Below are 19,130 nucleotides of genomic sequence, written 5' to 3'. Positions count from 1 at the left end.
CCATGGCCCTGGCCCTGCAGCAGGCCCGCATGCTGCAAGCCGCCCAGCAGGCGCGCGAAGAGCCGGATGCCGCGGCCAACGACGACATCGACCTCAAGGAAATCTTCCGGGCCATCGCCAAACACAAATGGATGATCGCCGGCATCACCCTGCTGTGTCTGGGCGCGGCGGCGGTCTACACGCTGCGCAGCACGCCGCTGTACCGCTCCACCACGCTGCTGCAGATCGACCGCAGCGCCCAGAAGGTGGTGGGCTTCAACACCGAGATCGAACTCGACCAGGGCACGGCCTCCGACCAGCTGCAGCTGCGCACCCAGATCGAGCTGCTCAAGAGCCGGTCGCTGGCGCTGCGCGTGATCGAGGAGATGGGCCTGTACCAGGCGGGCGAGGCCGAGACGCCAGCGCCTCCGCCGGCACCGGCCGAGCCCGAGGCGGCATCGGTCGTGCCCGAGTTCCTCGCCACCCTCGGCCGCAACTTCGGCCAGCTGTTCGAACCCGCCGTGCAGGACAGCGAACGCGTGGGCCGCAACGGCACCGTCAACGCCTTCAGCGACTCGGTGAACATCGAACCCCTGCGCAGCTCGCGCCTGGTGGAGGTGCAGGTCACGAACAAGGACAGCGAGCTGGCCGCGCGCATCGCCAACCAGATCGCGCAGACCTTCATTGCGATGAACCTGGAGCGCAAGCTGGAGTCCTCGGCCTACGCGCGCAAGTTCCTGGAGGAGCAGATCCAGCAGACCAAGGCCAAGCTCGAAGAAAGCGAACGGGTCATCAACCAGTACGCCAAACGCAACGAGATCCTCGACCTGGGCGACCAGACCAGCGCCACCACGCAGAACTACGTCGACTTTTCCACCGCGCTGGCCAAGGCCGAGCAGGACCGGATCAAGGCCGAGGCGCAGTACGAGGAGGTGCGCTCGCGCCCCGAGAGCGCACCGCGCGTGCTCGACAACCTGGCCATCCAGGCCTACAAGGAACAGCGCGCCAAGCTGGAGGCCGAATACGCCCGCAACCTCACGGTGTTCAAGCCGAACTTTCCGGCCATGCAGCAGGCCAAGTCGCAGATCGACGAGCTGCAGCGGCGCATCGACGCCGAAGTGGAAACCATCCTGGCCTCCATCAAGGGCCAGTACGAATCCGCCAAGAAGCAGGAGGCCCTGCTGCGCGCGCGCGTGGGCGCCTCGCGCGAAGCGGTGCAGACCGTGCAGGACCGCAGCGTGGACCTGAACCTGCTCAAGCGCGAGCTCGACACCAACCGGCAGGTCTACGACAGCCTGCTGCAGCGCCTGAGGGAAGTCAGCGTCACGGGCGGCCTGAACACCAACAACATCTCGGTGGTGGACCCGGCCGAGCCCTCGCTGCTGCCGGTGCGGCCGCGTCCGGTGATCAACCTGTCCGTGGGCCTGATGCTGGGCCTGCTGGTGGGCGTGCTGGCCGCTATCCTGCGCGAGCAGATGGACGACTCCGTCAAGCACGAGGACGAGGTGGAACGGCTGTTCGCCCTGCCGATGCTGGGCTGGATTCCGGTGACGCGCCGGCCGCGCGGCGTGTCCGTCGAATCCATGGGTCTGCTGGCGCATCTGGAGCCCCGCAGCAGCTTCTCGGAGGCCTACCGCTCCATGCGCACCACGCTGCAGTTCTCCACCGCCGACGGCGCGCCGCGGCACCTGCTGATCACCAGCTGCGGCAAGGACGAGGGCAAGACCACCACGGCCCTGGCACTGGCCGTCAACTTCGCGCAGCTGGGAGAACAGGTGCTGCTGATCGACGCCGACATGCGCCTGGCGTCGGTCCACAAGGCGCTGGGGCTGCCCAACGACCGCGGCCTGTCCACCCTGCTGGCGGGCGAGGCCGCGGCCAAGGACCTGATCCTCAAGACCGTGGTGCCGAACCTGGGCGTGCTGCTGGCCGGGCCCACGCCCACGGACCCGGTGGAGCTGCTGATGGGGCCAGGGCTGCGCAAGCTGCTGGACGAAGCGCAGGCGCTGGGCTTCAGCCAGGTGATCATCGACGGCCCCCCGCTGCTGGGCATCGCCGACGCCGTCGTGCTGGGCAACCAGGTCCAGCACATCGTGTTCACCGTGAAGGCCGCCAGCACCAAGAAGAAGCGCATCAAGGACGCGCTGCGCCGCCTGCGCAACGCCGGTCTGGCCCCGATGGGAGTGGTGCTGACCCACGCCCGCACCGAACACACCAACAACGAGAGCTTCGAGTCGTACTACGGCTACGGCCAGGCCACCGGCCGCACCGCGCCCGCCCCGCTGGGCGCGGTGCCCGCGGCGCGCACCGCGCCCTGAGCACCACCGCCCGAGCCACCGAAAGACCCCATGGCGGACACCCTGGCCCCTCCTGCCACCCGGCCACGCACCGGCGTTCTGGTGGCCCTGCTCGAGTACGAGCAGGCGCCGGGCCGCTACGCGGTGGCCCGGCGCGAGCCCGCCGTGCTGTTCGACCACCTGGACACGGTGCTGCGGCTGGCCTCGGACCGCCCGGCGGACGGGCTCGGGGCCGAGGCGGCTTCGGCGCTGCACGTGCGCAGGGCGGCGCGGTTCTTCGTGCGCAGCGTGATGCTGCGCCCCGGCGCCGACCACTACACCGTTCTGGGGCTGACCGGCACCTCCCCGCCGGAGACCCGGCGCCACCACTACCGGATGATGATGCGGCTGGTCCACCCGGACTTCTCCCGCGCAGACGAGGCCTGGCCGGCCGACGCGGCCACCCGCATCAACCTGGCCAACGACGTGCTGTCCTCGCCGGAGCGGCGCCAGCGCTACGACGCCTCGCGGGCGCGCGCGCCGTCCCCGGCCCAGGCGCCGGCCCGGGATACCCCCCGGCCACGGCCCGCGAAGGGCCCCCTGGCCCGGCTGCTGACCTGGCGCCGGGCGCTGGTGGCCGTGGCGGTCCTGCTGCTGACGGGTCTGGTGTGGCTGTTCACCCGCCCGGACCACCCGGGGGCCTCGCTGAGGGTCAAACGGGCGGTGCTGGCCACGCCGATGCAGCGGGTGGTCCGGCCATGACGACACACCGCCCAAGTCCGGCCGCACCCGCCGCGGCCCACGCCGCGGCGCTGTGGCCGCCCGAGGTCGCGGGCCATGTCCACGGCATCGACCTGCTGCGCTTCCTGGCGGCCACCGCGGTGCTGCTGTTCCACTTCAAATCGTTCGGCCTGTATGCGCCGGGGTACCAGGCCACCGGCCCGGACGCGGCCTTTGCCTTCCTGCCCGACTGGGCCGCCAGCGGCTGGGTCGGCGTGCAGGTCTTCTTTGTGCTGTCGGGCTATGTCATCGCCCGCTCGACCCTGGGCGCCTCCTGGCAGGGCTTTCTGATCAAGCGCGCGGTGCGCATCTTTCCGGCGCTCTGGATCTGCGCCTCCATCGCGCTGCTGGTCCGCATCGCGTCCGGGGAGCCGGTGCTGGAGCGGCTGCTGGACTGGTCGCGCAGCGTGGTGCTCTCGCCCAAGGGCCCCTACATCGACGGCGTGGTCTGGACCCTGGTGATCGAGGCCATCTTTTACGCGCTGGTGGGGCTGACCATGGCGCGCGGCCCCCGCCAGGGTGGCGGCTACACGGCCTCGCTGGACCGTCTGGCGGTGGTGCTGGGATCGGCCAGCGGCCTGTTCCTGGTGTTCTGCACCGTCGCGGTGGCCACCGCGGCCGGCTCCGCCGCGGCGCTGGACTGGTTCGGCTACAAGCTCCTGCTGCTGCGCCACGGCGTGTTCTTCGCACTGGGCATGGCCCTGTTCGCCGCGACCCGCAGCCCGCCCTCGCTCCCGCGGCAGGCCTTCATTGTGGGGCTGGTGCTGTTGTGCCTGCTCGAAATCCGGCTCAAGGCGCTCACGGACGGCGACAGCGACGTCGCAACGGCCGCGGGCCTGTGGCTGTTCATGCTGGCCTGGCTGATGCTGTCCGTCACCTGCCGGCCGCCGGTGACACGGGCCGGCCTGCGTGCGCTGCTGGTGCAGCTGGGCCGGCTCTCGTACCCGCTGTACCTGGGGCACTTCGTGGTGGGCATGTACCTGGTGCCGCCCTTGGCCCAGGTCATCGACGACCGCGCGGCGCTGCTGGCGGCCAGCCTGCTGATCGTCGCCACGCTGGCCCTGCTGGTCGCCCATGGCCCCGAACCCTGGGGCCAGCAGCGGCTGAGGGCCTTGCTCCAGCGCATCGGGCCGGCCCGGCCCTCCCCCCAACCGTCTTATCCAAGGGAGAACACATGAACATCCTCGTCGTCGGCGGCGCCGGCTACATCGGCTCGCACATGGTCAAGCAGCTGGCGCTCACGGGCTGCCAGGTCACCACGCTCGACAACCTGGTCGGGGGCTTCCGCGACGCGGTGCTGCACGGCGCCTTCGTCGAAGGCGACATCGCCGACCGCGCGCTGCTGGACCGGCTGCTGCAGGCCGGACGTTTCGATGCGGTGATGCACTTCGCCTCGCACATCCAGGTCGGCGAGTCGGTGCAGGACCCCGCCAAGTACTACGGCAACAACGTGGTGAACACCCTGAACCTGCTGGAGGCGATGCGGCACGCGGGGGTGATGCGCTTCATCTTCTCGTCGACCGCGGCCATCTTCGGCGAGCCCCAGACCGAACGCATCGCCGAAGACCACCCCAAGCAGCCGATCAACCCCTACGGCCGCAGCAAGCTGATGGTGGAGCAGGCGCTGGAGGACTACGACCGCGCCTACGGTCTGCGCTCGGTGTGCCTGCGCTACTTCAACGCCGCGGGGGCCGACCCCGAAGGGCAGCTGGGCGAGCGGCACGAGCCCGAGACGCACCTGATTCCGCTGGTGCTGCAGGCGGCCTCGGGCCGGCGGCCCCACATCTCGGTGTTCGGGCAGGACTACGACACGCCGGACGGCACCTGCATCCGCGACTACGTGCACATCACCGACCTGTGCGAAGCGCACTGGCTCGCGCTGCAGAGCCTGCTGCACGGCGAAGGCAGCCAGGCCTACAACCTGGGCAACGGCCATGGCTTCTCGGTGAACCAGGTCATCGAGGCCGCGCGGCGCGTGACCGGGCGCGACATCGAGGTGCGGTACGCGCCGCGCCGCCCGGGCGACCCGGCCCGCCTCGTGGCAGACTCCACGCAGGCCCAGCGGCGCCTGGACTGGCGGCCGCGCTACGCGGCCCTGGACACGCTGGTGGAACACGCCTGGCGCTGGGAGTGCCGGAGCCACTCCTGCCAGCCCGCCTGACCGCCGCCAGCCGCTGCGCGCCCACACCACAAGGACCATCGGGATGTCTGCCGTCGGAATCCGGGAACTGGTGAACCTTGGCCGGGTCGTGGCCCGGGGCGAGCTGCTGCGCTACGGGCGCAGCGGGCAGGGGTTCACCGCCCGGTTCGAGGACCGTCTGGCCCGGCTGATCGGCGTGCGGCATGTGCTCACGGTCAACAGCGGCTCGAACGCGCTGATCGCCGCCATGGCGGCCGCGGGCATCGGCCCCGGCGACGAGGTGCTGGTGCCGGCCTACACCTGGGTGGCCACGGCCCTGGCGCCGCTGGCCGTCGGCGCGGTGCCGGTGCTGGTCAACATCGACGAGTCGCTGACCATCGACCCGCGGGACATCGAACGCCACATCACCCCCTTCACCAGGGCCATTGTCCCGGTGCACATGCAGAACGTGGTGTGCGACATGGACGCCATCATGGCGATCGCCCGGCGGCACCGGCTGCTGGTGATCGAAGACGCCTGCCAGGCCGTGGGCGTGCAGTACAAGGGCCGCCGGGTGGGCGGCATCGGCGACCTGGGGGCGTTCAGCTTCAACCAGCACAAGAACATCACGGCGGGCGAGGGCGGCGCGGTGCTGACCAACAACGACCGGTATTTCGAGCGCGCCCGCATGTTCCACGACCCCGGCGCCTTCATCCGCGGCCACGAGCCGACCAGCGAGCCCCTGTTCTCCGGCCTGAACTGCCGCGTGTCCGAACTCACCGGCGCCGTGCTGGACGCGCAGCTGGGCCGGCTGGAACCGATGCTCAGGACCTTGCAGGCCCGCTACCCGGGCGTCGCGGCCCTGTTTGCCGGCCAGCCCCATTGCCGGCCCTCGCCGCACCACAGCCCGGAGCATGCGGTGGCGCTGAGCGTGCTCTTCGACGACCCCGAGGAGGCGCGCCGCTTCGCCCGCACACGCGGCGTCGGGCGGCTGATCGACACCGGCCGGCACGTGTTCTCGAACTGGGAGGCGGTGCTGTGCAAGCGCTCGTTCCACGAGCGCATGAACCCGCACCGCTGGGCCCACCGGGACATCTCCTACGACATCGACGCCTACCGCGCCACCCTGGACATCCTCGCCCGCACCTGCCGGGTGTCTCTGGGCGCACAGTACCCTTCGCCGGTGATGCTGCTGCACAAACAGACCCTGCGGGCCGCCCTTGCCCAACCCGGACCGGAGCGCCATGACTGAGCGACCCGGCCCCTTGCACGTGGAGGAACTCGCGGCCCTGGGCGACGCGCCCATCGGGCCCTGCGACGTGCTGATCGTCGGCGGTGGCCCGGCGGGGCTGAGCGTGGCCCGCGGGCTCGCGCAGGCCGGCCGGCGCTCGCTGGTGCTGGAGAGCGGCGGGCTGGTCGAGCAGGAAAGCACCGAGGCACTCAACGAGACCCTGGGCGACGCCGACCTCTGGACGCCGCGCCAGGCGCTCAAGCGCCAGGGCTTCCACACCCACCTGACCCGGCTGTGGCACCACGAGCGGCAAGGCTTCGGCGTGCGCTGCCGCGCCCTGGGCGGCTCGACGGTGGCCTGGGCCGGCAAGTCGGCCGCGTTCAGCGAGCAGGACTACGCGGCGCGCCCCTGGGTGCCCGGCAGCGGCTGGCCCGTGACCGCCGCCGAACTGGCGCCCTATGTGGACAAGGCGGCCGAAGCCCTCAATCTGGGCCTCAACTGCTACGACGGGCGGCTGTGGACGCACCTGCGCCGCCCGCCGCCCGAGCCGCGTCCCGACCCCGCGGTGCTGGACTCCTTCTTCTGGCAGTTCGCCCGTTCGACGCTGGACCCGACCGATGTGCTGCGTGCCGGCGCCGAATTCATCCAGGCCGCGCCGCCGGGCTGCCGCGTGCTCACCGGTGCCACCGTGCTGGAGGTGCTGTGCGATGCGTCGGGGACGCGCGCCTGCGCGGTGCTGGTGGCCGATGCCACCGGCGCCCGGCGGACGATCGAGGCGCAGACCATCGTGCTGGCGGCCAGCGCGATCGAAAACGCCCGGCTGCTGCTGAACTCCCGCTCCCGGCACCCGAACGGCCTTGGCAACGACCACGACCTGGTCGGGCGCTGCCTGCTGGACCATCCGAACGCCCGGCTCGCCAGCTTCGGCCCGCAGGCCATTGCGTCCATGTCCCGGCTCTTCGGCTTCTACGGGCTCAAGGGGCACCAGGGTGTGAGCATGTACATGCACGGCCTGGCACCCACCGCGCGTGTGCAGGAAGAGGAAGGCCTGCTCAACTGCGCCGCCTACACCACGGGCGAACGTGCGCCGGACGACCCCTGGAGCGCGGTGCGGCGTATCGTCCGGCGACAGAGCAAGGACTACGCGGCCGACACCTGCGCCGTGCTGCGTTCGCCCGGTCTCATGGCCAAGGGCATGGCCCGCCTGGCGTTCCAGAGCAAGCGGTTTCCCAGCGCCTGGTCGCGCTTCGCGGTTCAGCAGGTGCTGCGCTGGCGGCCCGGGCTGGCCGTCGAGGAGTACCTGACCCGGGGCATCCCGCACAAACTGGTCGGGCTGTCCATCCACGCCCTCTGCGAGCAGGTGCCCGACCGGGACAACCGCATCACGCTCTCGCAGCGCCAGGACCGCTTCGGCATGCCGCTGCCGCTGGCGCGCTGGCGCATCGGCGAGCTGGAGCTGCGCACCCTGACCCGGCTGGGCGAGATCGTCCAGCGGGAGTTCGCCAGGGCGGGACTGCCGCCGCCGGTGCTGGCCGACTGGATCGCCGAGCGGGACGCCCGCGGCGCCGACATCATCGACATGGGCCACTCGGCCGGCACCACGCGCATGGCCGCCGATCCGGCCCGGGGCGTGGTGGACGCCCACTGCAAGGTGCACGGCGTGCATGGCCTCTACATCGCGGGGGCCTCGGTCTTTCCGACCTGCGGCCACGCCAACCCGACGCTCATGATCGTGGCCTTCGCCTACCGGCTGGCCGACCACCTGGCCCGGGAGCGCCGGCCATGAAGGTCGCCGTCATCGTCGCCTCCCTGGGTCGCCCCGACAGCCTGGCGGCGCTGCTGGACCGGCTCGCCGCGCAGACGCAGCTTCCCGCGCAGGTCATCCTCTCGCTGGAAAGCCGGGCCGATGCACCGCCCGCCCAGAACCATCCGTTCGAGGTGGAGCATCTTTTCGGGCCGCGCGGTTCCTGCGCGCAGCGCAACCGCGGCCTGGACCGGCTGCGCCCGGACATCGACGCCGTGGTTTTCTACGACGACGACTTCGTGCCCTCGCGCTTCGCCATCGCCGGCGTTGCACGGCTGTTGGCGCAGCACCCCGGGGTGGCCGGCGCGCACGGCCTGGTGCTGGCCGACGGCATCGGCGGGCCCGGAATCTCCGCGGACGAAGCGCAGCGCCTGGTGGACGCCGCCGACGCGGCGGGGGAACCGCAGACGGTGTCCATCCTGGCGCACACCCATGGGCTCTACGGCTGCAACATGGCCTACCGGGTGTCGGCCATCGCGGGGGTCCGGTTCGACGAGAACCTGCCGCTCTACGCCTGGCTGGAAGACCTGGACTTCGGCGGCCGGGTGCCGGGCCCGCTGGTGCACACCGACGCCTTCCGCGGCGTGCATTGCGGCGAAAAACGCGGCCGCGAGCAGAGCGGGCGGCGGCTGGGCTACAGCCAGGTCTGCAACCCGGTGTACCTGCTGCGCAAGGCGACGCTGCCGCGGCGGGTCGCCGTGCGCATGATCCTGCGCAACCTGATCGCCAACCACGCCCGGCTGCTCCGGCCCGAACCCTGGATCGACCGCCAGGGCCGCGCGGCCGGCAACTGGCTGGCCATTCTGGACATCCTGCGGGGACAGGTCGACCCCCGCAGGATTCTCGAACTGTGACCACCGGAACCCCGACCGGGGTCGTCATCAACGGCAAGTTCATGTCGGCCGCCCCCACCGCCGTGCACCGCGTGGCCTTCGAGCTCTCGCGCGCGCTGGGCGAATTGCCGCAGCGCCCGGACGTCTCGATCGCGGTGCCGCGGGACGCGGCGCTGACATGGCCGGCGCCGGGCCTGCCGGTCCGCGCGACGGGCCATCTGCATGGCATCGCCTGGGAGCAGCTGTGCCTGCCTGGCGCCGCGCAGGGCCGGCTGCTGGTCAATTTCTGCAACATGACGCCGCTGACGGTGCGCGCGGGCCTGACCATGGTGCACGACGCCCAGGTGTTCACCACACCGCGCTCCTATGGACGGGTGCGCAGCGCCTGGGCGCGGCTGCACATCCGGCGTGCCGGCGCCGCCCAGCGCGGCCTGCTCACGGTGTCCGAGTTCGCCAAGCGCGAGCTCGTGTCCCTGGGCATCGCACCGGCCGAACGCATCCACGTCGTCCACAACGGCGTCGACCACGTGCTGCGCTTCCCGCGCGACGACAGCGTGCTGGCCCGACTGGGCCTGACCCCCCGGCGCTATGCGCTGTCGCTGGCCAACCTGCAGCCGCACAAGAACATCGGCCTGCTGCTGCGGGCCTTTGCCCGCCCCGGACTGGCAGGGCTGACACTGGTGCTCACCGGCCGCGCCCGGGCCAGCGACTTCGCCGCCGCCGGCCACCCCCTGCCACCCAACGCGGTGTTCGCCGGCTACGTGAGCGAGGGCGAGATGAGCAGCCTGCAGGCCCACGCGCTGGCCGTCTGCACGCCCTCGCTGACCGAGGGCTTCGGCCTGCCGCCGGTCGAGGGCCTGCGGCTGGGCACGCCCGCCGTGATCGCACCCTGCGGCGCCCTGCCCGAGGTCTGCGGGCCGGGGGCGCTGACCGCCGATCCGCACGACCCGGCGGCCTGGGAGGCGGCCCTGGTGCGCCTGCAGAGCGACCCCGCGCTGTGGCAGGGTCTGTCGGACGAGGGGCGCATCTTCGTGACGCGCTTCACCTGGGACGCGGCGGTGCGCAAGCTGGTCGAGGTGATCACGCAGGTGACGGCGCAGTGGCCGTGACGACTGTTCAGCGCGGCCAGAGCACCCACATCTGCAGCGGCTGCTTGAGCCGCGAGGCCAGCTGGTAGGGCGCGTCGCCCCAGTTGCCCCAGCCGGTGAACAGGTCGGCGCGCACGGCGCCGGTGATGGCGCCGCCCGTGTCCTGGGCCATCACCAGGCGCTGCTGGTTGAAGACCACGCCCTTGGACGCCAGCCAGACCGGCGTGCCGTAGGGGATGCTCTGCGGATCGACGGCGATCGAGCGGCCCGGCGTCAGCGGCACCCCCTGCGCACCGGGGGGGCCGAAGCGGGCGTTGAGATCGGTCAGCCGCACCTCTCGGAAGAACACCGTGCGCGGGTTGCTCCAGAGCATCTCGTTGAGCCGGCCCGGGTTCTGCGCGGCCCAGGCGCGGATGCCCTCCCAGTTGCCCTCGCGGATCTCGCGCCTGTCCAGCAGCCACTTGCCCACGCTCTGGTAGGGGTGGCCGTTGTGCGCCGCAAATTCCACCCGCGCCTGCCTGACCGTGCCGTCGGCTTCCTTGATGTTCAGCCGGCCCGAGCCCTGGATCTGCAGCACCAGGGCGTCGATCGGGTCGGACAGCCAGGCGATGACCCGGCCCCTGAGCGCGGCCTGCGCCGCGGGCAGGGTGTCGATCTCCTGCCGGGTGTACCAGGGCGCCTCGTTGCTGCCCAGGCGCACACCGACCGGCGGCGCGTACACCGGCACGCGGTGGCTGAAGGTGGTGGTGCGCGAGGCCTCCAGCACCGGTTCGTAGTAGCCGGTGAGCAGGCCCTGCGGCGTGCTGCCGTCGGGCTCCATCACACGGTAGGGCTGGAAGCGGCTTTCGATCCAGGCCTGCTGCTCGGCGGTGCCAGCCATGATCAGCGGCCGCAGCTCGGCGCACAGCGGTGCCTGCACCGGCGAGGGCTTCTCGCAGCCGCGCACCCAGGCGCCCCAGACCTCGTGCAGGCTGTCCAGGCCCCAGCCGGGCAGGTCGCTCCAGCGCACCGGCACCCAGCGGCTGCCCGGCTGCTGGATGGCGGGCGGCAGGCCGCCATCGGCGGGCCGGGCGCCCGGCGTCGGCCCCGAGGGCGGCAGCTCGACGGTGGTGCAGGCGGCCAGGCTGCCTACAATCAGCGCCGTCGTCCACCGAACCAGCGCGCTACGGCCCCTGTCCATGACCCTGTTGCTGCTCGAAGCGCTCGCCGCGCTGGTACTGCTGATCTTCATCGTGTGGTGGACCATGTTCTCGGGTCGGAAAAACGGGGAACTGCCCGAGGAGCGCAAGGCCGACCGGCCCGATCCGCGGGACGACTGAGCCTCAGCGCGCCCCCAGCTGGCGCAGCGCGTTGGCCAGTTCGACGGCCGACTTGACGCCCATCTTGTCGAACACGCGCGAGCGGTGGACCTCCACCGTGCGCACGCTGATGTTGAGCCGGTCGGCCACCAGCTTGTTGGGCAGGCCGGCGATCACCAGGTCCATGACGTCGCGCTCGCGCTCGGTCAGGCTGTCCAGGCGCTGCTGCACGCTGCGCTGGGCGCGCCGCCCTTCCTGCACCTGCGCCGACCGCGCCAGCGCCTGCTCGACGCGGTCGACCAGGGCGTTGTCGGAAAAGGGCTTCTCGCAGAAATCGAAGGCGCCGCGCTTGACCGCGTCGACGGCGGTCGGCACGTCGGCGTGGCCGGAGAGGAAGATCACCGGCATGGCCGACTGCCAGGGCAGCGCCAGCAACTGCTCGAACAGCGCCAGGCCGCTGGTGCCGGGCATGCGCACGTCCAGCAGCAGGCAGCAGGGCATGGCGGGTTCGGAGGACCAGTGGCCGATCTCGGCCAGGAAAGCGTCGGCGCTCTCGTAGCACTCGCTGAGCAGGCGGCGCGTGCGCAGCAGCCAGGCCAGCGCATCGCGCACGCCCGCATCGTCGTCCACGATGAACACCTTGGCGTCGGGATGCTGGGTCATGGGCGGGATGATAGCGACCCGCGCGGCGGCGGAGGGTGGGGCTACACCCCGGGGAGCGTGAAGCGGAAGACCGTGCCGCGTGGCTGCGCCGGCTCATGGGTCAGCGCGCCGCCGTGCTGCTCGATCACGGTGCGGCACAGAGACAGGCCCAGGCCCATGCCCTCGGCCTTGGTGGTGAAGAAGGGCGTGAACAGCTTCTCGCGCACCTCGTCGCTCAGGCCCCGGCCGTGGTCGGTGACAGCGAACTCGACCCAGGTCTTGCGCAGCGGCTCGCCGTCGGCGGTCTGCGTGCGGCGCGGCGCGATGTGGATCTGGATGCTGCGCAGGCCCGAGGCCAGCGGCGGGTCGCCCTCGGGCATGGCCTGCATGCCGTTGCGCGCCAGGTTCAGCAGCACCTGCTCGACCATGGTGCGGTCGCACAGCACCGCCGGGCAGCCCGGCGCGATGCGGGTCTCGACCCGGATGTCCAGCTTCTTGGCCTGCAGGCCCAGCAGCGGCGTGATGGCGTCCAGCAGATCGCTCGGTGACACCGCCTCGCGCACCTGCTCGCGCCGCCGCACGAAGTCGGCCACGCTCTTGATCACGCGGCCCGCGCGCTCGGCCTGTTCGCTCACGCGCTGCATGGCCTGGCGCAGCAGATCGGGCGGGGCGCTGGCGTCGTCCAGCAGATTGAGCGAGCCGCTGGCATAGCTGGCGATGGCGGCCAGCGGCTGGTTGAGTTCGTGGCTCAGCAGCGAGGCCATCTCGCCGACGGTCGCCAGGCGCGCGGTGGCCTGCAGCCGCTCCTGCGAGGCACGGTTGAGTTCCTCGACGCGGCGCTGCTCGCTCAGGTCGAGGATGGCGCTCATGAAACCGGTCTGCGTGCCCTGTGCGTCGATCAGCGGCGCCTCGATGATCAGCACCGGAAAGCGCGTGCCGTCCTTGCGCTGGAACACCGACTCGTAACCCTCGCGCGGGAACACCTGGCCGGCCAGCCGCACCGCCTGGCGCTGCTGGTACTCGTCCACCAGCTCGGGCGGCCACCAGGGCGCGGGCAGGCCGGACCCGATCAGCTCGCTGGCGGAGAAGCCCACCATCTGGCAGAACGCGGGGTTCACATAGGTCACGCGCCCGTTCATGTCGCGCGCGCGCAGCCCGGTCACCAGCGAGTTCTCCATCGCCTTGCGGAAGGCCAGCGCCTCGGCCACCTCGGTCTCGGCGCGCTGGCGCCGCCGCATGTCGCGCCCCAGCAGCACCAGCACCGCCAGCAGGGCCAGCGAGAGCGCGCCCACCACCGCGGTCAGCACGTTGGGGAACAGGCCCGCGACCCGGCGCGGGCTCTCCAGCCGCAGCATCAGCGTGTGGCCCGGCAGGTCGAGCAGGGCGTTGGCCACCTGCACGCTGCGGCTGCCCGAGACCGTGCTGTGCAGCGCCAGACGCGTGCCATCGACCTCGGTGAAGGCCAGACCGCGGTGGCGCAGCAGCGCCTTGTTGGTCAGCTCGGACAGCAGGCCGGGCAGGGCGTAGGTGGCCACCAGGTAGCCCTCGGCCGCGCCGGTGCGCACCACCGGCAGGCACATCTCCATCAGCTCCATGCCCAGGCCGCTGCTCATCGGCCAGAAGTAGCTCGGCGAGAACGAGGGCCCGGACACGCGCTGAGCGCTCTCGCAGGCCTGGCGCACGTCGGGCAGCGCCTGGGCACGCGCCATCTGGCCGTACAGGCCGGCCACGTAGGACGAATCGCGCTCGGCCACCAGGCGCAGGCCGGCGTCGCGCCACTCCAGCCTCACCAGCTCGCGGTGCTGGTCCAGCAGCTCGGCGGCCGGGTCCTGCCAGGACGCCGCGGTGGGTGCCACGCTGTGCAGCGCCTGCAGGGTCTGCACGTTGCGCACCAGGCCGCTGCGGATGTCGCCAGCCAGCGCGGCGGCGTCGCGCTCCAGCGCCTCCTGGTCGCGCGATTCTTCGTACTTCGCCGCCAGGAACACCAGCACCACCAGCAGCACCACCACCAGCAGCAGCAGCGCGCCCCACAGCAGCCAGCGCCGCGGCGGTCGTTTCATCGCTTCAGAGGCGGCGGTGCTGCAGCGAGGGCAGCTGTTCGCGCACCGCGTGCAGCCGTTCGAGGTCGATGTCGGCCAGCACCACGCCCGGGCCTTCGGCCTGCATCGCCATCACCTGGCCCCAGGGGTCGATCACCATGCTGTGGCCCCAGGTGCGGCGCCCGTTCTCGTGCACGCCGCCCTGGGCGCTGGCGATCACGTAGGCCTGGTTCTCGATCGCGCGGGCGCGCAGCAGCACTTCCCAGTGGGCCTGGCCGGTGGTGTGGGTGAAGGCGGCGGGTACCAGCAGCAGGTCGGCCGCGAGCATGCGGTAGAGCTCGCCGAAGCGCAGGTCGTAACAGACGCTCATGCCCACGCGCCAGTGCTCGCCGTGGCGGGTCTGCATCTCGAATGTCACCGGCGTGTCGCCGGCCCGCAGCACCGCGGCCTCGTCGTAGGCCTCGCGGCCGTTGTCGTAGCGGAACAGGTGGATCTTGTCGTAGCGGGTGACGCAGTGGCCCTTGTGGTCGTAGACCAGCGAGGCGTTGGCCGCGTGGGCGGGGTCGTCGGTGGCCATGGGCAGGGTACCGCCGACGATCCACAGCTTGAGATCGCGCGCGGCGTCGGAGAGGAAATCCTGCACCGTGCCCAGGCCGGTCTGTTCGGCCAGCAACAGCTTGTCGGCGTCCTGCTGGCCCATGAAGCAGAAGTACTCGGGCAGCACCGCGAGCTCGGCCCCGGCGCGGGCGGCCTGGTCGAGCAGGGCGCGCGCGGCGCTGAGGTTGGCGTCCAGGCTGATGCCCGAGACCATCTGGATGGCGGCGACTTTCATGGATGCTCCTTGGTGTCGGTGTGCGTTTTTACTTCTTTTCGATCTTTTCGACCTTGGGGTCGGCCCAGCCGCCGCTGATGTGGAACTGCTGGGTGGTGGCCGCCTGCAGCGGTTCGCGCAGCAGGAACTGCGCCAGGAAGGTGCCCAGGCCGATGGCCGGGTTGATGGCGGTGGCGATCAGCGAGGCGGTGCCGGCGTTGAGGTCGGGCACCACCACCACCTTGAGGTCCTGCTGCTCGCGCACGATGTCGGCGCTGCCCTCCATCAGCACGGCGGCGTTGACGCCCTTCATCTGCAGGTTGTTGGTGGTCGCCACGCCCTGGGCGATCTTGGCGTCGCCGCGCACGAAGTCGAAGGCGAAGCCCTCAGAGAACACGTCGCGGAAGTCCAGGCTCAGGCGCCGCGGCAGCGCCTGCAGGCTCAGCACGCCCAGCAGCTTGGCCGCCCCCGGCTCAACCTTGAGGAACTGGCCGCTCTCGAAGCTGGCCGCCATCTCGCCCGAGAGGCTGGGGTAGTCCAGTGTGAAGGGCGACCCGAGCCAGCCGATCTCGCCCTCGATGTGGCCGCTGCCGCCACGCACCACGCCCGCACGGCCGAAGCGGGTCAGCAGCCGGCCCGCGTCGTCCACGTCCAGCCGGAAGTCCAGCCGGGTGCGGCGCGCGGCGCCCTCGTCCCCGGTGGCGGCCCAGTTGCCGCTGGCGATCAGCCGCGCCTCGGGCACGCGCACATTGAGCCTGTTCAGTCGCCATTCCCGCTGGCGCCCGGTGCCGCGGTTGACGGCCTGGATGTCCACCAGTCCGAGCTGGCGCCCCGAGAGCACCAGGTTCTCCACCGTGATGTCCAGCGCCGGCACGCTGCTGGGCTGTTGCAGCAGCTGCTCGACGTCGGCCGCGGCGCTGGGCGCCAGGTCCAGCCGCGCCAGCCGGGCGTAGACGCTGCCGGCATTGCCGCCGGCCCCCTGGCGGTACTCGACATAGCCGTTGAGTTCGTCGGCGTCGACGTTGGCGCGCCACTGCGTGCCCTCCCGCGAGCCGCCCAGCACCACGTTGTTGAAGCGGCGGCCGTCCAGATCGACCTGGCCGGCGCGCACCGCCAGCACGGTCGGCAGGTAGCTCAGGCTGGCCGCCTGGGCCGGCGCGGCGCCGGGCCCTGTGGCCGTGCCGCGCACGTCGACACCGCTGGCGGCGCTGAACACCCGCTCCCAGGCGTCGACGTCGATGCGCGCCAGCCGCAGGTTGGCGGCCACGCCCTGCGGCGGCAACAGCGCGGTCTCGCCGGCCTGCAGGCCCACGCCCAGGCTGCCACGCAGCACCCGCGCCTCGGCGCCGGTGATGTCGCGCTCGTACTGCAGCGACAGCAGGGGCTGCACCCCTGGGCCGATCTCGACCGCCAGCCGGTCGGCACGCGCCACCTCGTCGCCGCCCTCGGACGCCAGCCCCACCACGGTGTTGTCGTAGCGCAGCGGCAGCACGTCCTCGGTTTTTTTGGACAGGGGCGCCGGCAGGTTCACCTCCAGGCCCTGCAGCGAGCTGGTGACGCTGATCTCTGGCGCCCCGCCCCGGAAGCCCAGGCGCGCGGTGTAGGCGGCGCTGCCGCTGGCGCTGGCGAACAGCCGCGAGACGAAACCCAGCCCGCCGTCGCGCAGGCCCTCGGCGGTGGCGCTGCCCTGGCCGCGGAACTCGACGCGCGACACGCCGCGGGCGTCGGGCTGGAGGCCGCCTTCGAGCACCACGTCGCCGCCGTACAGGCGGGCGCGGGCATCGGCCAGCCGGAAGCCGCGCTCGGTGAAGGCCACGCTGCCGCTGCTGCGCTCCAGCAGGGGCGCATCGGGCGTGATGCGCAGGTCGTTGCCCGCCAGCTGCACGCTGCCCTGCAGCGTGAACTGCTCGGGCTTTTCCAGCGGCAGCTGCAGCTTGAATGCCACCGCCGTGCTGCCGGTGCCGGTGGCCTTGGACAGTGCGCCGGACAGCAGGCCGTCCAGCGGCGAGCCCTGCACGAACTGCAGCACCTCGGCGGCCGGCCCCTGGGTGCGCGCGCCGACCTCGACCCGCGGTGCCTGCATGAGGTCTGGAATCAGCACCTCGCCCTCGCCCAGGCGCAGCTTCGGCAAGCCTTCGACCCCGGCGCTGAGCCCACCGAGTTTCAGCGAGGCGCGCTCAAGCACCAGCTGGCCGTCCACGCCCTTGAGGGCCGGCCAGGCCGGTGCGCCGGCCTCCTGCAGGTAGGGTGGCAGGTAGGCGAAGTCCACGCCCCTGAGCGCCGCGGTGATGCGGAACTCGCCGTCGGCCCCGACCTGGTGGAAGGGCAGGTCCCAGAGATCGCCACGCACCCGGAAGTCGACCCGGTCGGAGGCGCCGCCGCGGATCGCCTCGCGCACGTAGCGGCGCGCGTCGGCACCGACCGACAGCGGCATGTAGCGGTGCACCTGGGTGGCGGCCGCGCGGGTGAGGGTGGTGCTGAGGTCGAGCACGCCGGGGAAGCGGGACTTGGCGCTGCTGCGCGCCGGGTCGGCCGTGGTCCAGTGCAGGCGGCCGGTGCCGGCGGCGTCGGCGTTGGCCAGGCGCAGGTTGTCCAGCCAGACCTCGATGCGTTCGCCCGAGACGCTCCAGCGGGCGTCGGCCTGGAGGCTGCTCATGGGAATCTGCGGCTGCTCGAACATGCCCGGCAGCTCGAGCGCGCCATCGGTGATCGAGACGCGCGCCTTGCCGCCGTCCTGGTGAAGGTCGAATTCGGCGCTGGCACCCACCACTCCGGGTCGGCCCAGCTCGGGGTAGGGCCCGTAGGCCGACATGCGGCCGCTGGGCTGGCCGGCCAGTGCCAGGCCACTGACACGCCCCTTGGCCTGGTAGGCGGTGATGGTCGAGGCCGGTGGCGCCTGGCCCGCGACCGCCGCGGGCGCCACCGCCTGCTGCCAGCGCGCCGACAGCCCCTCGACCCGACCGGCCGGACGCAGGCTGGTGAGCAGGTCGCGGCTGGCCTGGGGCAGGGGCACGCGCGTGGCCAGCGCCGCCAGCGCCGCCAGATCCAGGCGGTCGGCCTCGACCGCGGTCGAGGCGCTGGCGTTCGCCCCGCGGGACAGGCCGTTGTCGTGCACCAGCCGCAGCCTGCTGGCGGGCCAGTCGAGGCCGTCCCGGGTGCGGAAGCCCAGGTCGTCGCTGGTGACCTGAAAACCCTGCGCGCCCCACTGGGCCACCACCCGGCCATCGACCCGTTCCAGCGCCAGCTCGGGCAGCCGGGCACCCAGGCGCGCCGCCACCTCGCGCAGCCCCATGTCCACGGTGGCACCGGCCACCTGGCCGCGCTCGACATCGGCCCAGGCGCGCAGACGGCCGTTGCCGGCACGCACTTCCACGCCCCATTCCGACAGGTCCACATAGGCCTTCAGGCGCGAGACGTCGACCGCCGGGAAATCGGCATAGACCTCGCCGCTCCAGTTGTGCCAGGGCGCCTGACCGGGCGGCTGCGGCCCGAGGTCCAGCAGGGGCTCACGCATCTGGGCCATCAGGCTGAAGGCCTGGCCCCATTCGGGCGGCGGCGTGGCGTCCAGCCGCAGCAGGTGGCTGCGCACCCGGTTGCGGGCCACGAAACTCAGATCGCTCAGCGCCAGCGTGGGCTGACCCTTGAGTTCGTCGGTCCAGCGCACGGTGCCGCCCCGGATCACGAACTCGGCCTGCGAGAAGAACCAGTCCGCGGCGCGGTGGTCGCCCGTCTGCGGACCCGAAAAATCCAGGCCGGCGATTTCAAGGCGCCCCTGCGGCGTGCGGCGAATGTCGAGCACCGGTGCCTCAATCAGCAGCTGCTCGAAGCCCAGGCGCCAGAGCGAGGTGACCGACACCGCCGCCCGCACCGTCGGCAGCCGCAGGGCCTCCCGGCCCTGGGGGTCGAGCAGGCGCACGTCGCTGAGTTCGAGCGCGGGCACCAGACGGAGGAGGTAGCCGGCGCGGGCACTGGCCTCGCCCTGCGATTCGGCGCGGATCGCCCCCACCTGGACGGGTACCCCCACCGCCGCACTGGCCCAGCGTTCCAGGTCGGGACGCCATTCGCCGATTCGCGGCACAATCCAAAAATGCAAGGTGCCCCAGGTGAGTGCGAACAGGATCCAGACCGTCAGCACCATCCACAGCAACAGCCGAGTGATCGCCGACCAGGTCTTCTGGGTTCTTGAGGCAGGGACGGCTGGGGCCGGGCTTTGATTCATATCCAACGCAA

Annotated in this window: 14 protein-coding genes; 9 read left to right on the top strand and 5 right to left on the bottom strand. The window is 71.9% G+C overall.

All coding sequences use genetic code 11. The annotated features are described in order from the left end of the window. The first annotated feature begins 2 nt into the window (after nucleotides 1-2). From RCO38_RS21895 to RCO38_RS21860, 8 genes are read left to right on the top strand one after another with little or no spacing between them, the layout of a single operon-like run. Nucleotides 3-2,297 (top strand): GumC family protein, encoded by a 2,295-nt coding sequence (locus RCO38_RS21895; RefSeq protein ID WP_308330576.1) that lies wholly within the window; start codon nucleotides 3-5, stop codon nucleotides 2,295-2,297. Between the two features lie 30 nt (nucleotides 2,298-2,327). Continuing rightward, nucleotides 2,328-3,017 carry a J domain-containing protein gene (locus RCO38_RS21890; protein ID WP_308330575.1) on the top strand — a complete coding sequence of 230 codons (690 nt, stop codon included), beginning with the start codon at nucleotides 2,328-2,330 and terminating at the stop codon, nucleotides 3,015-3,017. Next, nucleotides 3,014-4,213, top strand: coding sequence for an acyltransferase family protein (locus RCO38_RS21885; protein WP_308330574.1), 1,200 nt, complete (start codon nucleotides 3,014-3,016; stop codon nucleotides 4,211-4,213). Before RCO38_RS21890 ends, RCO38_RS21885 begins: the two co-directional genes overlap by 4 nt. Then, nucleotides 4,210-5,196 (top strand): UDP-glucose 4-epimerase GalE, encoded by a 987-nt coding sequence (gene galE, locus RCO38_RS21880; RefSeq protein ID WP_308330572.1) that lies wholly within the window; start codon nucleotides 4,210-4,212, stop codon nucleotides 5,194-5,196. The genes RCO38_RS21885 and galE overlap by 4 nt, the downstream gene beginning before the upstream one ends. A 43-nt stretch (nucleotides 5,197-5,239) precedes the next feature. Continuing rightward, entirely contained in the window at nucleotides 5,240-6,406 is a 1,167-nt protein-coding gene (locus RCO38_RS21875; protein ID WP_308330571.1) for an aminotransferase class V-fold PLP-dependent enzyme, read from the top strand. Further along, nucleotides 6,399-8,171 carry a GMC family oxidoreductase gene (locus RCO38_RS21870; protein WP_308330570.1) on the top strand — a complete coding sequence of 591 codons (1,773 nt, stop codon included), beginning with the start codon at nucleotides 6,399-6,401 and terminating at the stop codon, nucleotides 8,169-8,171. The genes RCO38_RS21875 and RCO38_RS21870 overlap by 8 nt, the downstream gene beginning before the upstream one ends. After that, nucleotides 8,168-9,043 carry a glycosyltransferase family 2 protein gene (locus RCO38_RS21865; protein ID WP_308330568.1) on the top strand — a complete coding sequence of 292 codons (876 nt, stop codon included), beginning with the start codon at nucleotides 8,168-8,170 and terminating at the stop codon, nucleotides 9,041-9,043. Before RCO38_RS21870 ends, RCO38_RS21865 begins: the two co-directional genes overlap by 4 nt. Next, nucleotides 9,040-10,131 (top strand): glycosyltransferase family 4 protein, encoded by a 1,092-nt coding sequence (locus tag RCO38_RS21860; RefSeq protein ID WP_308330566.1) that lies wholly within the window; start codon nucleotides 9,040-9,042, stop codon nucleotides 10,129-10,131. Before RCO38_RS21865 ends, RCO38_RS21860 begins: the two co-directional genes overlap by 4 nt. A 7-nt stretch (nucleotides 10,132-10,138) precedes the next feature. On the opposite strand, the gene mltA is transcribed toward RCO38_RS21860, so the two are convergent. Beyond that, entirely contained in the window at nucleotides 10,139-11,356 is a 1,218-nt protein-coding gene (gene mltA / locus RCO38_RS21855; protein ID WP_308330565.1) for a murein transglycosylase A, read from the bottom strand. Between mltA and RCO38_RS21850 the strand changes: the two genes are divergently transcribed. Next, nucleotides 11,289-11,429 carry a hypothetical protein gene (locus tag RCO38_RS21850; RefSeq protein WP_308330563.1) on the top strand — a complete coding sequence of 47 codons (141 nt, stop codon included), beginning with the start codon at nucleotides 11,289-11,291 and terminating at the stop codon, nucleotides 11,427-11,429. The two genes, mltA and RCO38_RS21850, sit on opposite strands and share 68 nt — an antisense overlap. Nucleotides 11,430-11,432: 3 nt before the next feature. Here RCO38_RS21850 and RCO38_RS21845 read toward each other — a convergent pair whose 3' ends face one another. From RCO38_RS21845 to RCO38_RS21830, 4 genes are read right to left on the bottom strand one after another with little or no spacing between them, the layout of a single operon-like run. Further along, entirely contained in the window at nucleotides 11,433-12,071 is a 639-nt protein-coding gene (locus RCO38_RS21845) for a response regulator transcription factor (protein WP_308330561.1), read from the bottom strand. A 41-nt stretch (nucleotides 12,072-12,112) separates the two neighbouring features. Beyond that, a complete protein-coding gene (locus tag RCO38_RS21840; protein ID WP_308330560.1) occupies nucleotides 12,113-14,110 on the bottom strand; it encodes a two-component system sensor histidine kinase NtrB in 1,998 nt (665 codons plus the stop codon). Between the two features lie 4 nt (nucleotides 14,111-14,114). Next, nucleotides 14,115-14,921: a carbon-nitrogen hydrolase family protein gene (locus RCO38_RS21835; RefSeq protein WP_308330559.1), complete on the bottom strand. Its 807-nt coding sequence runs from the start codon at nucleotides 14,919-14,921 to the stop codon at nucleotides 14,115-14,117. 28 nt (nucleotides 14,922-14,949) lie between these two features. After that, nucleotides 14,950-19,119, bottom strand: coding sequence for a YhdP family protein (locus tag RCO38_RS21830; protein WP_308330558.1), 4,170 nt, complete (start codon nucleotides 19,117-19,119; stop codon nucleotides 14,950-14,952). Between the last annotated feature and the right edge of the window lie 11 nt (nucleotides 19,120-19,130).

It is taken from the genome of Hydrogenophaga pseudoflava, assembly GCF_031020795.1.
Classification (GTDB): domain Bacteria; phylum Pseudomonadota; class Gammaproteobacteria; order Burkholderiales; family Burkholderiaceae_C; genus Hydrogenophaga; species Hydrogenophaga pseudoflava_A.
The sequence above is the reverse complement of the archived record's forward strand: the minus strand, read 5'-3'. Positions and strand labels throughout refer to the sequence as shown.

Bases quoted from the DNA above. Each gene is read 5' to 3' on its own strand.
- RCO38_RS21895 (WP_308330576.1), top strand. From the start codon at position 3: ATGGCCCTGGCCCTGCAGCAGGCCCGCATGCTGCAAGCCGCCCAGCAG.
- RCO38_RS21890 (WP_308330575.1), top strand. From the start codon at position 2,328: ATGGCGGACACCCTGGCCCCTCCTGCCACCCGGCCACGCACCGGCGTT.
- RCO38_RS21885 (WP_308330574.1), top strand. From the start codon at position 3,014: ATGACGACACACCGCCCAAGTCCGGCCGCACCCGCCGCGGCCCACGCC.
- galE (WP_308330572.1), top strand. From the start codon at position 4,210: ATGAACATCCTCGTCGTCGGCGGCGCCGGCTACATCGGCTCGCACATG.
- RCO38_RS21875 (WP_308330571.1), top strand. From the start codon at position 5,240: ATGTCTGCCGTCGGAATCCGGGAACTGGTGAACCTTGGCCGGGTCGTG.
- RCO38_RS21870 (WP_308330570.1), top strand. From the start codon at position 6,399: ATGACTGAGCGACCCGGCCCCTTGCACGTGGAGGAACTCGCGGCCCTG.
- RCO38_RS21865 (WP_308330568.1), top strand. From the start codon at position 8,168: ATGAAGGTCGCCGTCATCGTCGCCTCCCTGGGTCGCCCCGACAGCCTG.
- RCO38_RS21850 (WP_308330563.1), top strand. From the start codon at position 11,289: ATGACCCTGTTGCTGCTCGAAGCGCTCGCCGCGCTGGTACTGCTGATC.
- mltA (WP_308330565.1), bottom strand. From the start codon at position 11,356: ATGGTCCACCACACGATGAAGATCAGCAGTACCAGCGCGGCGAGCGCT.
- RCO38_RS21845 (WP_308330561.1), bottom strand. From the start codon at position 12,071: ATGACCCAGCATCCCGACGCCAAGGTGTTCATCGTGGACGACGATGCG.
- RCO38_RS21840 (WP_308330560.1), bottom strand. From the start codon at position 14,110: ATGAAACGACCGCCGCGGCGCTGGCTGCTGTGGGGCGCGCTGCTGCTG.
- RCO38_RS21835 (WP_308330559.1), bottom strand. From the start codon at position 14,921: ATGAAAGTCGCCGCCATCCAGATGGTCTCGGGCATCAGCCTGGACGCC.
- RCO38_RS21830 (WP_308330558.1), bottom strand. From the start codon at position 19,119: ATGAATCAAAGCCCGGCCCCAGCCGTCCCTGCCTCAAGAACCCAGAAG.